Origin of the sequence: Citrobacter sp. Cpo091 (assembly GCF_030332645.1) — a bacterium.
GTDB lineage: Bacteria > Pseudomonadota > Gammaproteobacteria > Enterobacterales > Enterobacteriaceae > Citrobacter > Citrobacter portucalensis.
In genome coordinates, this window is sequence record NZ_JAOWHL010000034.1 from 225,784 (window position 1) to 241,399 (window position 15,616).

At 54.0% G+C, this 15,616-nt stretch carries 16 protein-coding genes; 11 read left to right on the top strand and 5 right to left on the bottom strand.

Features of this window, described 5'->3' with window-relative positions; genetic code table 11:
- Positions 1–35: 35 nt before the first annotated feature.
- The 3 genes from phrB to OGY04_RS11750 form a co-directional block, all read right to left on the bottom strand.
- Positions 36–1,454: a deoxyribodipyrimidine photo-lyase gene (gene phrB / locus OGY04_RS11740; protein WP_286585319.1), complete on the bottom strand. Its 1,419-nt coding sequence runs from the start codon at positions 1,452–1,454 to the stop codon at positions 36–38.
- Positions 1,455–1,472: 18 nt separating this feature from the next.
- Entirely contained in the window at positions 1,473–2,027 is a 555-nt protein-coding gene (locus OGY04_RS11745; protein WP_122973777.1) for a DUF1722 domain-containing protein, read from the bottom strand.
- A gap of 97 nt (positions 2,028–2,124) precedes the next feature.
- On the bottom strand, positions 2,125–2,331 hold the full coding sequence (locus OGY04_RS11750; protein WP_003022870.1) for a YbfA family protein: 207 nt from the start codon (positions 2,329–2,331) through the stop codon (positions 2,125–2,127).
- A 308-nt stretch (positions 2,332–2,639) separates the two neighbouring features.
- On the opposite strand from OGY04_RS11750, the gene kdpF reads away from it, so the two are divergent.
- From kdpF to kdpE, 6 genes are read left to right on the top strand one after another with little or no spacing between them, the layout of a single operon-like run.
- Positions 2,640–2,729 carry a K(+)-transporting ATPase subunit F gene (gene kdpF, locus OGY04_RS11755; protein WP_001670793.1) on the top strand — a complete coding sequence of 30 codons (90 nt, stop codon included), beginning with the start codon at positions 2,640–2,642 and terminating at the stop codon, positions 2,727–2,729.
- A complete protein-coding gene (kdpA, locus tag OGY04_RS11760) occupies positions 2,729–4,408 on the top strand; it encodes a potassium-transporting ATPase subunit KdpA (protein WP_032942710.1) in 1,680 nt (559 codons plus the stop codon). Before kdpF ends, kdpA begins: the two co-directional genes overlap by 1 nt.
- 20 nt (positions 4,409–4,428) lie before the next feature.
- Entirely contained in the window at positions 4,429–6,477 is a 2,049-nt protein-coding gene (gene kdpB, locus OGY04_RS11765) for a potassium-transporting ATPase subunit KdpB (RefSeq protein WP_048214675.1), read from the top strand.
- An 8-nt stretch (positions 6,478–6,485) separates the two neighbouring features.
- A complete protein-coding gene (gene kdpC, locus OGY04_RS11770; RefSeq protein ID WP_252431163.1) occupies positions 6,486–7,052 on the top strand; it encodes a potassium-transporting ATPase subunit KdpC in 567 nt (188 codons plus the stop codon).
- Positions 7,053–7,062: 10 nt separating this feature from the next.
- Positions 7,063–9,747 (top strand): two-component system sensor histidine kinase KdpD, encoded by a 2,685-nt coding sequence (gene kdpD, locus OGY04_RS11775; RefSeq protein WP_191226261.1) that lies wholly within the window; start codon positions 7,063–7,065, stop codon positions 9,745–9,747.
- Positions 9,744–10,421: a two-component system response regulator KdpE gene (gene kdpE / locus OGY04_RS11780; RefSeq protein WP_048226088.1), complete on the top strand. Its 678-nt coding sequence runs from the start codon at positions 9,744–9,746 to the stop codon at positions 10,419–10,421. The genes kdpD and kdpE overlap by 4 nt, the downstream gene beginning before the upstream one ends.
- A gap of 96 nt (positions 10,422–10,517) precedes the next feature.
- Here kdpE and pgm read toward each other — a convergent pair whose 3' ends face one another.
- A complete protein-coding gene (gene pgm, locus OGY04_RS11785; RefSeq protein WP_008784117.1) occupies positions 10,518–12,158 on the bottom strand; it encodes a phosphoglucomutase (alpha-D-glucose-1,6-bisphosphate-dependent) in 1,641 nt (546 codons plus the stop codon).
- 24 nt (positions 12,159–12,182) lie between these two features.
- Positions 12,183–12,725 carry a replication initiation negative regulator SeqA gene (seqA, locus tag OGY04_RS11790; protein ID WP_048214679.1) on the bottom strand — a complete coding sequence of 181 codons (543 nt, stop codon included), beginning with the start codon at positions 12,723–12,725 and terminating at the stop codon, positions 12,183–12,185.
- Positions 12,726–12,919: 194 nt separating this feature from the next.
- Here seqA and ybfF point away from each other — a divergent pair, with 194 nt between their 5' ends.
- The 5 genes from ybfF to fur all read left to right on the top strand — a co-directional run bounded on the left by ybfF (position 12,920) and on the right by fur (position 15,531).
- Positions 12,920–13,693 carry an esterase gene (gene ybfF, locus OGY04_RS11795; RefSeq protein WP_286585320.1) on the top strand — a complete coding sequence of 258 codons (774 nt, stop codon included), beginning with the start codon at positions 12,920–12,922 and terminating at the stop codon, positions 13,691–13,693.
- 128 nt (positions 13,694–13,821) lie between these two features.
- A complete protein-coding gene (gene ybfE / locus OGY04_RS11800; protein ID WP_003831362.1) occupies positions 13,822–14,109 on the top strand; it encodes a LexA regulated protein in 288 nt (95 codons plus the stop codon).
- A 155-nt stretch (positions 14,110–14,264) separates the two neighbouring features.
- Positions 14,265–14,795: a flavodoxin FldA gene (fldA, locus tag OGY04_RS11805; RefSeq protein WP_003022839.1), complete on the top strand. Its 531-nt coding sequence runs from the start codon at positions 14,265–14,267 to the stop codon at positions 14,793–14,795.
- Positions 14,796–15,005: 210 nt separating this feature from the next.
- Complete coding sequence (locus OGY04_RS11810) at positions 15,006–15,092, top strand: ryhB-regulated fur leader peptide (protein WP_100247215.1); 87 nt, start codon at positions 15,006–15,008, stop codon at positions 15,090–15,092.
- Positions 15,085–15,531, top strand: a complete 447-nt coding sequence (gene fur, locus OGY04_RS11815) for a ferric iron uptake transcriptional regulator (RefSeq protein WP_003022836.1) — start codon at positions 15,085–15,087, stop codon at positions 15,529–15,531. The genes OGY04_RS11810 and fur overlap by 8 nt, the downstream gene beginning before the upstream one ends.
- Positions 15,532–15,616: the final 85 nt, after the last annotated feature.

A 15,616-nucleotide genomic window follows, 5' to 3' on the forward strand; every position in this document is an offset into this window, starting at 1 on the left:
TGCTGGAAGGTATTACGCAGAAATCCGCTGCGCGTTTATCCCTTACGCGCCACCTCATATGCCGCCAGTGTCGCCAGCCTTGCCTGTTGATGATCCACAATCGGGCGAGGATAACTCAGTGTTACCTGCGCTTTTTCAGCCCACGACCACGGTTCATGAATGGCTTTACCCGGCACGTCGCGCAGTTCCGGCACCCACTGGCGGATAAACTCACCGTCACGATCAAATTTTTCGCCCTGCGTCGTGGGGTTAAAGATACGGAAATACGGTGCGGCGTCGGTTCCGGTTGAGGCTGCCCACTGCCAGCCGCCGTTATTGGCCGCCAGGTCGCCATCGATCAGTTGCGACATGAAATATTGTTCGCCTTTACGCCAGTCGATCAGCAGGTCTTTCACTAAAAAACTGGCGGTAATCATTCGTAAACGATTATGCATCCAGCCCGTGGCGTTGAGCTGACGCATGGCCGCATCCACAATGGGGTAGCCCGTATTCCCTGTTTTCCAGGCCTGCAAATGCGTCGGATTATTCTGCCATTGCACGCGATCGGTCCAGCGAATAAAAGCTTGATACCGACACAGCGCCGGATGGTAAGTCATCAGATGACGATAAAATTCGCGCCAGATAAGCTCATTCAACCAAACGCTGCCTGCCCCATCCTCAAGCGCCTGCGGCTGCTCCACGAGCAGTCGATTCAGGCACTGGCGCGGTGATAGTCCACCTGTCGCCAGGCTCGCGGATAATCGACTGGTTCCATCAATCGCTGGAAAGTCACGCAGTTGTTCATATTCTCCGGCGGCCTGCTGGCAAAAATGGCGTAACTGCGCGATGGCCAATTTTTCTTCTGCCGGAAATTGCTGCGAATCAAAATCCTGCTGCGGGTAGCTCAGCGTGATGGATGTTAATGGAGAGTCAAGAGCACCGCTTTCTCTCACCTTCGGCGCACTGACACATTCTGGGATCCCGTCTTTTATCCGCTTCAGCCAGGCATTTTTAAACGGCGTAAAGACTTTATACATCTCGTGATTACCGGTCATGACCGCCCCCGGAGGCAGGATCACGCTGTCGTCAAACCCTTCGCACACCACCTGAGGTATTGACTTTTCAACGGCAGCATCACGCTGGCGTTCGTTTATTTCATATTGATAGTTATAAAATATTCGACTGACGCCATGCTGTACGCAGACGTTTTTGACGGTTTCCACACTGGTCGCAAAATCACCGACTTCATGAAACAGAAGCGGGATGCCCTTTTCTGCCAGCGCCGTTTGCAACGCGTTCAACTGCGCGTTAACCAATGCCGCCTGACGTGGGGCCATATCATGCGCCTTCCACTGTTCAGGCGTGGAGATATAGAGCGCGAGTACATGTGCAGAACGATCCCGACAAGCCGCCACCAGCGCGAGATTGTCATGCAGGCGTAAATCACGCCGAAACCAGACCAGATGCGTGGTCATAACACTCCCTGATAAAAATTAATCATTGCCCTGTAAACGCCAAATCGCAGGCCAGAGTTCAAAATAACGTTGCCCGGACAACCAGGTGTTCGGGTGCTCAGCCATATAGTGTTTGAGGAGCATTAAGGGTGCAAGTAGCGGCTGCGCCTCGCGTCGATAGTTATCGATTATCGAGGTCAATTCCTGACGTTGATGCAGATCGAGCTGATTACGGAAATAGCCCTGTACGTGCATCAATACATTGGTATGGTTACGCCGGGTAGCAGGATTTAATAACAGATGGGTCAATCGTAGGCGATACTCGGTAAAAAAAGCATCGAGATCTTGCCATTCATGGATTGCGGCAACGAAGGGGCCAAGCTCCCGATACTCTGGCTGGGAATGCGCCAGTAGTACCAGTTTGTAGCGGGTATGATAGTCAATTAATGCGCCTCGCGTTAATTTTCGCTGACGCAGGCGGTGCAATTCATGCAAAGCGTAAACACGAATTAATGTATTTTCGTCGAACTGAGGTGCCTCACTCGCTTCTGTGGTCAGACAGGTGCGGATACCAACAGGAATTCTCGTGCTCATCGCCACTCCTTATCCGTTACTCAGATAAGTGTAGACGTCGGCGTATAAAAAAACCGCCACATTGCTGTTGGCGGTTTTCTTGAACAATAACGACAACTTAATAGAAGTCGCAGGTGGCTTTTTCAGCCTGCTCCATCCACACCGGTTTATCACTAGTTTTGGACCAGACGCGGTGCAGATAGCTGTAAAAACGGGCGCGGTCTTTCCAGAACAACATGACCGGCAGCGCCAGCACGCCCGCCACAACGGCAAAGGTACGGCGCAAGAAAACAATGTGTGCTGGATATTCTTTATAAAAGTCCATAATCCTCTCCCATATATCTGTTCGGTGAATCGCACCGGAAAAATAAACTTGGTTAACTGATGAAAATAATACCGCCTTGTGTGTAATTTTGCTACTCATCCGACCACTTATTTTTATCTATTGATGCTCCGTTTAGCTAAAAACCGTAATTAAGTTACATAAAAGTTAAATTAATACTAATCATTAGTTAAATAATGGTCTTTGCCATTTTTATACTTTTTTTACACCCCTCCCACTGATTTTTGCGAAATCTTTGCAAGCAAAAATCTACGCTCTGGTTATCACATTTATGCCACTGGAGGTGCACCGTGAGTGCAGGCGTGATAACCGGCATTGTGCTGGTCTTTTTATTATTAGGTTATCTGGTGTATGCCCTGATTAATGCGGAGGCGTTCTGATGGCGGCCCAAGGATTTTTACTCATTGCCAGTTTCTTGCTGGTACTGTTTATCATCGCCAGACCGCTGGGTTTTGGCTTGGCTCGGCTGATCAATAATACGTCCCTGCCGGGCCTGGCTGGCGTGGAACATCTGCTCTGGCGCGGTCTGGGCATCTCGCAGCAGGAGATGAACTGGCGGCAGTATCTGTTGGCGATCCTCGCGCTCAATGTGCTGGGGTTGCTGGTCCTGTTTTCAATGCTGATGGCGCAAAACCTGCTGCCGCTAAATCCGCAACAGCTACCTGGGCTTTCGTGGGATTTGGCGCTCAACACGGCGGTAAGTTTTGTCACCAACACCAACTGGCAATCCTATGCTGGCGAAACCACCTTAAGCTACTTCAGCCAGATGGTCGGGCTGACCGTGCAGAACTTCCTGTCAGCGGCAACCGGGATTGCGGTGATTTTTGCCCTGGCCCGTGCCTTTACTCGCCAGAGTATGAACACGCTGGGCAACGCCTGGGTCGATCTGGTTCGCATTACGCTGTGGATCCTGCTCCCCATTGCATTGCTCATTGCGTTGTTCTTCATTCAGCAAGGTGTGCTGCAAAACGTGTTGCCCTATCAGCCCATTACTACCCTTGAAGGGGTGAAACAGCTGCTGCCGATGGGGCCCGTCGCCTCACAGGAAGCGATTAAGATGCTTGGCACTAACGGGGGCGGGTTCTTTAACGCTAACTCATCACATCCGTTTGAAAACCCTACCGCGTTGACCAATCTGGTACAGATGCTGGCCATTTTCTTAATTCCTACCGCGCTGTGTTTTGCCTTTGGTGATGTGGTTGGCGATCGTCGCCAGGGGCGGACCCTGCTGTGGGCCATGTCGCTGATATTTGTAGTCTGCGTAGCCGTGGTGATGTGGGCCGAAGTTCAAGGCAACCCGCACCTGATGGCATTCGGTGCAGACAGTAATATCAACATGGAAGGCAAAGAAAGCCGCTTTGGCGTGCTGGCTACGAGTCTTTTTTCCGTCGTGACGACAGCGGCATCTTGCGGCGCTGTCGATGCGATGCATGACTCCTTCACCGCGCTGGGCGGGATGGTGCCGATGTGGCTAATGCAGATTGGCGAAGTGGTCTTCGGTGGTGTCGGTTCGGGCCTGTACGGCATGTTGCTGTTCGTGTTATTGGCGGTGTTTATCGCGGGCCTGATGATTGGTCGCACGCCGGAATATCTGGGTAAGAAAATAGACGTGCGCGAAATGAAAATGACCGCACTGGCGATTCTGGTCACCCCTGCGCTGGTGCTGCTCGGTACGGCGATAGCGATGATGAGCGACGCCGGACGCAGCGCCATGCTCAATCCTGGTCCACATGGCTTTAGTGAGGTGTTGTACGCCGTATCGTCTGCCGCGAACAACAACGGCAGCGCCTTCGCCGGATTAAGCGCCAACAGCCCGTTCTGGAACTGTCTGCTGGCCCTGTGCATGTTCTTCGGCCGTTTCGGCGTGATCATTCCCGTGATGGCAATTGCCGGATCGCTGGTCAGTAAAAAGATCCAGCCAGCAAGTCCAGGCACGCTGCCTACTCACGGTGCACTGTTTGTCGGGTTGTTAATCGGTACGGTGTTACTGGTTGGCGCCCTCACCTTTGTTCCTGCCCTGGCGCTTGGCCCGGTCGCAGAATACCTGTCATTACACTGAGTGATGCGGAGCACATGACTATGAGTCGCAAGCAACTGGCGCTGTTCGAACCCTCTCTGGTCGCACAGGCGCTGATGGACGCCGTGAAAAAATTAAGCCCACATACCCAGTGGCGCAATCCGGTGATGTTTATCGTCTGGCTGGGCAGTCTGCTGACAACCCTGTTAACGTTGGCAATGGCCACAGGCCATATGCAAGGCAATCCGTGGTTTACCGGCGCGATAAGTCTGTGGCTGTGGGTCACCGTTCTGTTCGCCAACTTTGCCGAAGCGCTGGCGGAAGGACGCAGTAAGGCTCAGGCTAACAGTCTGAAAGGAGTGAAGAAAACCGCTTTTGCTCGCAAACTCCGCGAACCGAAATACGGTGCCGCCATGGATCACGTTCCGGCGGAGGATTTGCGCAAAGGAGATATCGTGTTAGTAGAAGCGGGCGATATTATCCCGTGTGACGGCGAAGTCATCGAAGGTGGCGCATCGGTGGATGAAAGCGCCATTACCGGTGAATCCGCGCCGGTCATTCGTGAATCCGGTGGTGATTTCGCCTCCGTCACCGGCGGGACCCGCATCCTCTCCGACTGGCTGGTGATTGAATGTAGCGTAAACCCTGGTGAAACGTTCCTCGACCGAATGATCGCCATGGTTGAAGGCGCGCAGCGGCGTAAAACGCCGAATGAAATCGCCCTGACGATCCTTTTAATAGCCCTGACCATCGTTTTTCTGCTGGCGACCGCCACGCTGTGGCCGTTTTCCGCCTGGGGTGGTAGCGCGGTCAGCGTCACGGTACTGGTTGCCCTGCTGGTGTGTCTGATCCCCACCACCATCGGCGGGCTACTCTCCGCAATTGGCGTCGCCGGGATGAGCCGCATGCTGGGCGCGAACGTCATCGCCACCAGCGGACGTGCAGTAGAGGCCGCGGGCGACGTGGACGTACTGCTGCTGGACAAAACCGGCACCATTACGCTGGGTAACCGCCAGGCTTCAGATTTCCTGCCCGCCCAGGGCGTGGACGAAAAAACGCTGGCCGACGCCGCGCAGCTTTCATCTCTGGCCGATGAAACCCCTGAAGGCCGCAGTATCGTGATTCTGGCAAAACAGCGCTTTAATCTGCGTATTCGCGACGTGCAATCGCTACACGCCACCTTTGTACCGTTTACCGCCCAAAGTCGGATGAGCGGGATCAACATCGACAACCGCATGATCCGCAAAGGGTCGGTCGATGCTATTCGTCGTCACGTCGAAGCCAACGGCGGCCACTTCCCTGCCGACGTGGAGCAGAAGGTCGAAAACGTCGCACGCCTAGGCGCTACACCGCTGGTGGTTGCCGAAGGCTCCCACGTACTGGGCGTGATTGCCCTGAAAGATATCGTAAAAGGCGGAATCAAAGAACGTTTTGCCCAACTACGCAAAATGGGCATCAAAACGGTGATGATCACCGGCGATAACCGTTTAACCGCCGCCGCGATTGCGGCAGAAGCCGGGGTAGATGACTTCTTAGCTGAAGCCACGCCGGAAGCCAAGCTGGCGCTGATTCGTCAGTATCAGGCGGAAGGTCGTCTGGTAGCGATGACCGGCGACGGAACCAATGACGCCCCGGCGCTGGCGCAAGCCGACGTGGCGGTCGCCATGAACTCCGGGACCCAGGCGGCGAAGGAAGCAGGCAACATGGTGGATCTCGACTCTAACCCCACCAAGCTGATTGAAGTGGTGCACATTGGTAAACAGATGCTGATGACGCGTGGTTCGCTGACCACCTTCAGTATTGCCAACGACGTGGCGAAGTATTTCGCCATTATCCCGGCCGCGTTCGCCGCCACCTACCCGCAGCTCAATGCACTTAACGTGATGGGGCTGCATTCGCCGGATTCGGCGATCCTCAGCGCGGTTATCTTTAATGCGCTGGTTATCGTCTTTCTGATCCCGCTGGCGCTTAAAGGCGTGAGCTACAAACCGTTATCCGCATCCGCAATGCTGCGCCGTAATTTGTGGATCTATGGTCTGGGTGGTCTGGTTGTGCCGTTTATCGGTATCAAAGCAATTGATTTACTGCTGACCCTGCTGGGTCTGGTGTGAGGTTTCAGATGAGTGGATTACGTCCTGCATTATCAACATTGATTTTCCTGATGCTTATCACCGGCGGGGCTTACCCGTTGTTGACCACCGCGTTGGGGCTGTGGTGGTTTCCCCACCAGGCTAACGGCTCGCTTCTACGCGAAGGTCAGGTCGTTCGCGGCTCTGCGCTCATTGGGCAACATTTTACCGCGGCCGGTTATTTTCAGGGACGTCCGTCTGCTACAGCAGAAATGCCCTATAATCCAATGGCTTCAGGCGGCAGTAACCTGGCAGCCAGCAACCCGGAACTGGATAAACAGTTGCAAAGCCGGATAGCCGCGCTGCGTGCAGCTAACCCGCAGGCAAATGCTGTCGTTCCGGTAGAGCTGGTAACGGCTTCTGCCAGCGGGCTGGACAACAACCTGACACCCGCCGCGGTGGCCTGGCAAATCCCCCGCGTGGCGCAGGCTCGCAACCTCAGCATTGAAGAGGTCACGCGCCTGGTTGCACAATACACGCAAAAGCCGTTGGTCAGTTTTATCGGCCAGCCGGTGGTGAACCTGGTGGAACTTAATTTAGCGCTGGATAAGCACTGAGAAAAAGGACATGCATAACGAACCCTTACGCCCCGACCCCGATCGCCTGCTGGAGCAGACCGCTGCCCCGCACCGCGGAAAACTGAAAATTTTCTTCGGCGCGTGTGCAGGCGTCGGTAAAACCTGGGCCATGCTGGCAGAGGCCCAGCGGCTGCGGGCGCAGGGGTTAGATGTGCTGATTGGCGTGGTGGAAACCCACGGACGCAAAGAGACCGCCGCGCTACTGGACGGTCTCAGCATCCTACCGCTAAAGAGACAGGCGCGCCATGGTCGTCATATCAGCGAGTTCGATCTCGACGCGGCGCTGGCCCGCCGTCCGGCGCTCATTTTGATGGATGAACTGGCGCACAGTAATGCGCCTGGCTCACGCCACCCTAAGCGTTGGCAAGATATTGAAGAACTGCTCGAAGCCGGCATTGACGTTTTTACTACCGTCAACGTGCAGCATCTGGAAAGCCTCAATGATGTGGTCAGCGGCGTCACCGGCATTCAGGTTCGCGAAACCGTCCCCGATCCTTTTTTCGATGCCGCCGACGATGTGGTGCTTGTCGATCTTCCCCCCGACGATTTGCGCCAACGCCTGAACGAAGGCAAGGTCTATATCGCCGGTCAGGCGGAAAGAGCCATCGAGCATTTCTTTCGCAAAGGGAACTTGATCGCGCTACGTGAGCTGGCCCTGCGCCGCACGGCCGATCGGGTTGACGATCAGATGCGTGCCTGGCGAGGGCGTCCGGGGGAAGAAAAAGTCTGGCATACCCGTGACGCCATTTTACTGTGCATTGGACACAATACCGGCAGCGAAAAGCTGGTGCGTGCTGCCGCGCGTCTGGCAGCGCGCCTCGGCAGCGTCTGGCATGCAGTGTATGTCGAAACGCCAGCGCTGCACCAACTGCCCGAAAAACAGCGCCGGGCAATCCTAAGCGCTCTGCGGTTAGCCCAGGAGCTGGGTGCAGAAACCGCCACCCTTTCCGATCCCGCTGAAGACAAGGCGGTAATCCGCTACGCTCGTGAGCATAATCTGGGAAAAATTGTCCTCGGACGTCCGACTACACGACGCTGGTGGCGCAGTGATTCCTTTGCTGACAAACTGGCCCATCGCGCACCGGATCTCGACCTGATGATTGTTGCGCTCGATGAGCCACCTTCGCGCCCTGTGCTACAAACTGCAGATAACCGCACCTTTAAGGATAAATGGCGGGTACAAATTCAGGGTTGTGTGGTTGCCGTCGCGCTGTGCGCCATCATTACGTTGATTGCCATGCAGTGGTTGATGGCCTTTGACGCCGCCAACCTGGTGATGATCTATTTATTGGGCGTGGTGGTTATCGCCCTCTTTTACGGACGCTGGCCGTCGGTGCTGGCAACTTTTATTAACGTCGCCAGCTTCGATCTCTTCTTTATTGCTCCGCGTGGCACGCTGGCCGTTTCCGACGTCCAGTACCTGCTCACCTTCGCCGTGATGCTAACGGTAGGGCTGGTAATCGGTAATCTGACCGCCGGAGTGCGTTATCAGGCGCGGGTGGCCCGTTATCGTGAACAACGTACGCGCCATTTGTATGAGATGTCGAAAGCGCTGGCCGTCGGACGGAGTCAGCAAGATATCGCAGCCACCAGCGAACAGTTTATTGCCTCAACGTTCCAGGCCCGCAGCCAGGTTTTACTACCCGGTGAGAACGGTAAGCTGGCCCCTCTCACCCATCAACAGGGCATGACGCCGTGGGATGATGCCATTGCCCAATGGAGCTTTGATAAAGGGCAACCGGCTGGCGCAGGTACTGACACGTTGCCAGGTGTGCCGTATCAAATTTTACCGTTAAAAAGTGCTGACAAAACGCATGGGCTGCTGGTTGTGGAACCAGGAAATTTACGCCAGTTGATGATCCCCGAACAGCAACGCCTGCTGGAAACTTTTACTTTACTGGTCGCCAGTGCGCTGGAGCGTCTGACGCTGACTGCCAGCGAAGAGCAAGCCCGGTTTGCCAGCGAGCGCGAAAGCATTCGCAACGCGCTGCTCGCCGCCCTTTCCCACGATTTACGTACGCCGCTAACGGTGCTGTTTGGTCAGGCAGAGATCTTAACGTTGGATCTGGCAAGCGAAGGATCGCCGCACGCGCGCCAGGCCAGTGAGATTCGCCAGCACGTCCTGAATACGACCCGACTGGTTAATAACCTGCTGGATATGGCGCGAATTCAGTCTGGCGGCTTTAATCTTAAGAAGGAGTGGTTAACACTGGAAGAGGTGGTCGGCAGCGCCCTGCAGATGCTGGAGCCAGGACTCTCTGCTCCTATTAATTTGTCGCTACCAGCACCGTTGACGCTGATCCACGTCGATGGCCCACTCTTTGAACGGGTGCTGATTAATCTGCTGGAAAACGCCGTTAAATACGCAGGTCCAGCGGCGCAAATCGGTATTGATGCCAGCGTCGATGGCGAGCACCTGCAACTGGACGTCTGGGATAATGGTCCCGGCATTCCATCGGGTATGGAGCAGCGAGTTTTTGACAAGTTTTCCCGGGGAAACAAAGAGTCATCGGTACCGGGCGTTGGGCTGGGGCTGGCAATCTGTCAGGCCATTGTGGACGTGCACGGCGGTACGATTTCCGTCCACAATCGCGCACAGGGAGGAGCATGTTTCCGTGTTACACTGCCCCAGGAAATCCCCCCTGAACTTGAAGATTTTCATGAGGATATGTGACGAACGTACTGATTGTTGAAGATGAACAGGCTATCCGTCGCTTTCTGCGCACCGCGCTGGAAGCCGATGGTCTGCGTGTATATGAAGCGGAAACGCTGCAACGTGGTCTGCTGGAAGCCGCCACGCGAAAACCCGATCTCATCATTCTCGATCTCGGTCTGCCGGACGGTGACGGCATTGATTTTATTCGTGACCTGCGACAATGGAGCGCGATACCGGTAATTGTGCTCTCAGCCCGCAGCGAAGAAAGCGATAAAATCGCTGCCCTGGATGCCGGTGCCGATGACTATCTCAGTAAACCCTTTGGTATTGGCGAGCTACAGGCGCGATTACGCGTGGCATTGCGCCGCCACGCCAGCGGCGCGTCTCCGGAGCCGGTGGTGCATTTTTCCAACGTAAAAGTAGATATCGCCGCCCGGCTCGTACATCGTGGCGATGAAGAGATTCATTTGACGCCGATTGAGTTTCGCCTGTTAGCGGTACTGCTGAATAATGCCGGAAAGGTACTAACGCAACGCCAGTTGCTAAATCAGGTTTGGGGACCAAACGCCGTCGAACACAGTCACTATCTGCGAATTTACATGGGACACCTGCGCCAGAAGCTGGAACAGGACCCGGCGCGTCCGCGTCATTTTCTGACCGAAACCGGGATTGGTTATCGGTTTATGCCGTGAATCTAAGCCGAATAAAAAAAGCCGGATCAGCGCAAAGCTATCCGGCTTTTTAATTCATGCCGGATAGCGTCGCTAGCGTCTTATCCGGTCTACTGTTTACGCGTTTTTCAGCACTTCGCTGACGATCTCAACCGCTTCTTTTTCGATCTGCTTGCGGTGTTCTTCACCGAGGAAGCTCTCGCAATAGATTTTATAAGCGTCTTCGGTGCCGGACGGACGAGCGGCAAACCAGCCGTTGTCAGTCATCACTTTCAGACCGCCGATAGAAGCACCGTTGCCCGGTGCCGCCGTCAGACGTGCGGTGATCGGGTCGCCCGCCAGCGTGCTGGCACTCACCATTTCCGGAGACAGCTTAGACAGCGCCGCTTTCTGCGCGGAGGTCGCACTTGCCTGCAGGCGGTTGTAGCTCGGCGCACCAAAGCGGGCAGCCAGTTCGTTGTAGTGCTCCTGCGGATTTTTACCGGTCACTGCGGTAATTTCTGCCGCCAACAGGCACATGATGATGCCGTCTTTGTCGGTCGACCACGGTGTACCGTCGAAACGCAGGAAAGATGCCCCCGCGCTCTCTTCACCACCAAAGCCAAAGCTGCCGTCGAACAGACCGTCAACAAACCATTTAAAGCCAACCGGCACTTCGACCAGTTTACGCCCTAAATCATTCACCACGCGATCAATCATCGCCGAGGACACCAGCGTCTTACCAACGGCAACGTCTTTGCCCCACTGCGGACGATGCTGGAACAGGTAGTTGATCGCCACCGCCAGATAGTGGTTCGGATTCATCAGCCCTGCCGGGGTGACGATACCGTGACGGTCGTAGTCTGGGTCGTTGGCAAAGGCCAGATCGAACTTGTCGCGCAGCGCCAGCAGGCCCGCCATCGCGCACTCGGAGGAGCAGTCCATGCGGATTGCGCCATCTTTGTCGAGATGCATAAAGCGGAAAGTCTGATCAACGTGATCGTTAACGATAGTCAGGTTCAGGTTGTAGTGCTTAGCAATACGCTTCCAGTATTCGATACCGGAACCGCCCAGCGGATCGACACCCAGCGTCAGACCCGCTTTTTGGATCGCCGCCATGTCGACGATGTCAGCCAGTCCTTCAACAAACGGCTGAACCAGATCCTGCTCTGTTACATGACCAGATGCCAGCGCAGCGTCCAGCGACATGCGCTTCACGCCTTGCAGACCGTCAGCCAGCAGCGCGTTGGCTCTGTCTTCCACCACTTTGGTGACGTTGGTATCTGCCGGACCACCGTTTGGCGGGTTGTATTTAATGCCGCCATCTTCCGGCGGGTTGTGGGACGGCGTGATCACAATGCCGTCAGCCAGCGGGCCGCCTTTTTTATTGTGGACCAGGATAGCATTCGACACAGCAGGGGTTGGCGTAAAGCCGTTATTTTCCTGCACGATGACGTCAACGCCGTTCGCCGCCAGCACTTCCAGTACAGAGATAAAAGCCGGTTCAGACAGCGCGTGGGTATCCTTGCCCACATAGCACGGGCCAGTAATCCCGTTTTTCGCACGTTCTTCAGCAATCGCCTGAGCGATAGCCAGAATATGCGGCTCGTTAAAACTATGACGACCTGCACTGCCGCGATGTCCGGACGTACCGAACTTAACGGCGTGCTCAGCGTTCCCTGCTGTTGGTTTCAGTACATAGTACTGTGCCGTCAGTTGGGCGACGTTAATCAAATCACTCTGTTGCGCAGGTTGACCTGCACGGTTGTGGATTGCCATTGCCTGGTCCTTCTAATGCAAGGATTAAATTGTTCCGCAAACCTTTTCAATCAATTCCGCAGGGAATTGCATTGACTGCATGATGTGTTCAACCATGCTGCATTTACGGCCGGTATTGGTGTTGGTGATCACCCAGTACGGCGTGCCTGGCACGTGTTTCGGTTTGGTTTGATTACCATTTTTCAGCAGCGTCTGTTCATCCGCTGCAAAATAAACGCGCGTACGGCCATGCAACGATTCCGTTGCTTCGGCGAACGCGTTTTGATCCAGTGAATAGAGTGTAGACAGCACCAGCATAAAGCGATTTACTGCTTTCTTCTGTTCCGCGTATTCGTCGGACAGCAGCAGTTCACGCATCGCGCGCACTTTATCTTTTACGGGGTTAACCGGCTTAGCTTCCACGACAGGTTGCACAGCGCGGACTTCTTTGACTACCGGAGTGACAGGCTGTGATGCGGCGGAAAATTTCAACATACGCCGTAAAATGTCGGATGCGCTCTCGCCAATATGCTTGGTGTGGCTGGCAATATAGCTATAGAGTTCATCATCAACTTCAATCGTTTTCATCTTAATCCAGTGCAGTGTTTAGCTGAATACAAGTTGTCGGGGTAAACACACGTAGTGTAAAGGCAAATCCCAACAGCGGATAGCGTCAAGCCTGGTGGCCAGCAAAACTCAGAGTAACCGTAGTTGTTGCAGCCATGTGGCAGAATGGTCAACATGATACCCTAACCCGTGAGTGTGAAAAAAAGAACTTTGCCATGAAATTGAATATCCGAGCGCAATCTGCGCAAAACCTGCACAATAATTCTCCCATCGTCCTGGTTCACGGCCTGTTTGGCAGTCTGGATAACCTGGGGATCCTGGCACGCGATCTGGTGGTCGATCACGATATCATCCAGGTCGATATGCGAAATCATGGCCTCTCCCCTCGTTCCCCTGAGATGAATTATCCGGCCATGGCGCAAGATTTGCTGGATACGCTGGAGGCTCAGCAAATAGAAAAGGCGACCTTTATTGGTCACTCGATGGGGGGGAAAGCCGTCATGGCGTTAACCGCGCTGGCTCCTGATCGTATCGATCGACTGGTGGCCATTGATATTGCGCCGGTCGACTATCATGTTCGCCGTCACGATGCGATCTTTACCGCTATTAATGCCGTAACCGATGCCCAGGCCACTTCGCGTCAGCAGGCGGCCAGCGTCATGCGTCAACATCTGCATGAGGAAGGCGTAATCCAGTTTCTGCTGAAATCTTTCGTCGACGGCGAATGGCGTTTTAACGTTCCCGTGCTGTGGGATCAATATCCTCATATCGTCGGTTGGGAAACCATTCCTGCGTGGGAGCACCCGGCGCTGTTTATCCCTGGCGGCAACTCACCGTATGTTACCGAAGCGTATCGCGAACAACTGCTGGCGCAATTCCCACAGGCTCGGGCGCATGTTATTGCTGGAGCCGGTCATTGGGTGCATGCGGAAAAACCGGAGGCGGTGCTGCGCGCCATCCGTCGTTATCTGAACGAACAGGCTAACTGATTAAAAACTCAGCGTCTGCGCGCGATTACGCGCGTGGGCGTTGGCGTGTCCCCCCTGCTGATGTATTATGGCGCGCTATCCATCCGGGCAGACGCCTGGCTGATTGTTTCCCCGAAGTCACCAAGATCATGGCCAAAGAACAAACGGACCGTACGACATTAGATCTGTTCGCGCAGGAGCGTCGCCCGGGACGACCCAAAACTAATCCGCTCTCGCGTGATGAACAGTTACGTATTAATAAACGTAATCAGCTTAAGCGTGACAAAGTTCGCGGGCTTAAGCGTGTCGAACTGAAACTGAACGCTGATGCCGTTGACGCTCTGAACGAGCTGGCTGAGGCGCGTAACATGAGTCGCAGTGAACTCATCGAAGAGATGCTGATGACCCAACTCAGCACATTGCGCGGTCAGGCATAGTCTGAATTTCTGCTCTAAATCATAAATCGTGTAGCACAGAGTGCAGTCCTGCGTGTTTGCTGTTTCCGCATGCCTGACTGTTCTGCTATGATTGCCCTTATCCGTGGGCAATGCGCCACCACCATTTCAATAAGTTTCAAGAGGTTATTTTACTCATGGCAATCACTGGCATCTTTTTCGGCAGCGACACCGGTAATACCGAAAACATCGCAAAAATGATTCAAAAACAGCTTGGTAAAGACGTTGCCGATGTTCATGACATTGCAAAAAGCAGCAAAGAAGACCTCGAAGGTTATGACATTCTGCTGCTCGGCATCCCAACCTGGTACTACGGTGAAGCTCAGTGTGACTGGGACGACTTCTTCCCTACCCTCGAAGACATTGATTTTAATGGCAAACTGGTTGCATTGTTCGGCTGCGGCGACCAGGAAGATTACGCAGAATATTTCTGCGATGCGTTAGGGACCATTCGCGACATCATCGAACCGCGCGGCGCAACCATCGTTGGTCACTGGCCGACGGCGGGTTATCACTTTGAAGCGTCTAAAGGCCTGGCTGACGACGACCACTTTGTCGGTCTGGCTATCGATGAAGATCGCCAGCCAGAACTGACAGCAGAACGCGTAGAAAAATGGGTTAAGCAGATCTCTGAAGAGCTGCACCTCGACGAAATCATTAATGCCTGATTTCGTGCGGCGTAGATTTCCATCTGCGCCGCATCAATAGATAAAACCAATCAAAATAATTGCTACAAATTTGTAACTTTTTCGTCTGACCCTGTACAATGGCTGGATGCCAATCGGGTGTTGCACAGTGTGTTTGTCGGCGATACCACGTTTTGATTAACAATATATGCCAGAGACTTGCAGTTTTCATTTAGCCATGGCAGTTCTATAATGATACGCATTATCTCAAGTGCAATTTCTGTCACTTCTGTTAATGAAGTGAATCGTTTAGCTACAGGACAGATTCCGCATGACTGACAACAATACCGCATTAAAGAAGGCTGGCCTGAAAGTAACGCTTCCTCGTTTAAAAATTCTGGAAGTTCTTCAGGAACCGGATAACCATCACGTCAGTGCGGAAGATTTATACAAACGCCTGATCGATATGGGTGAAGAGATTGGTCTGGCGACCGTGTATCGTGTGCTGAACCAGTTTGATGATGCCGGTATCGTGACTCGCCATAATTTTGAAGGTGGTAAATCCGTCTTCGAACTGACTCAACAGCATCACCACGATCACCTCATTTGCCTCGACTGCGGCAAAGTGGTCGAGTTCAGCGATGATTCCATCGAAGCGCGCCAGCGTGAGATTGCGGCTAAACATGGTATTCGTTTAACCAACCATAGTCTCTATCTCTACGGCCACTGCGCTGAAGGCGATTGCCGCGAAGATGAGCATGCCCACGACGGCAAATAATGTAATGCTTTTTGAAAAGCCAACCTTCCGGTTGGCTTTTTTTATGGGCATTACCTGCCCTTTTCCCCTTCCCTCCGCTCCTGTG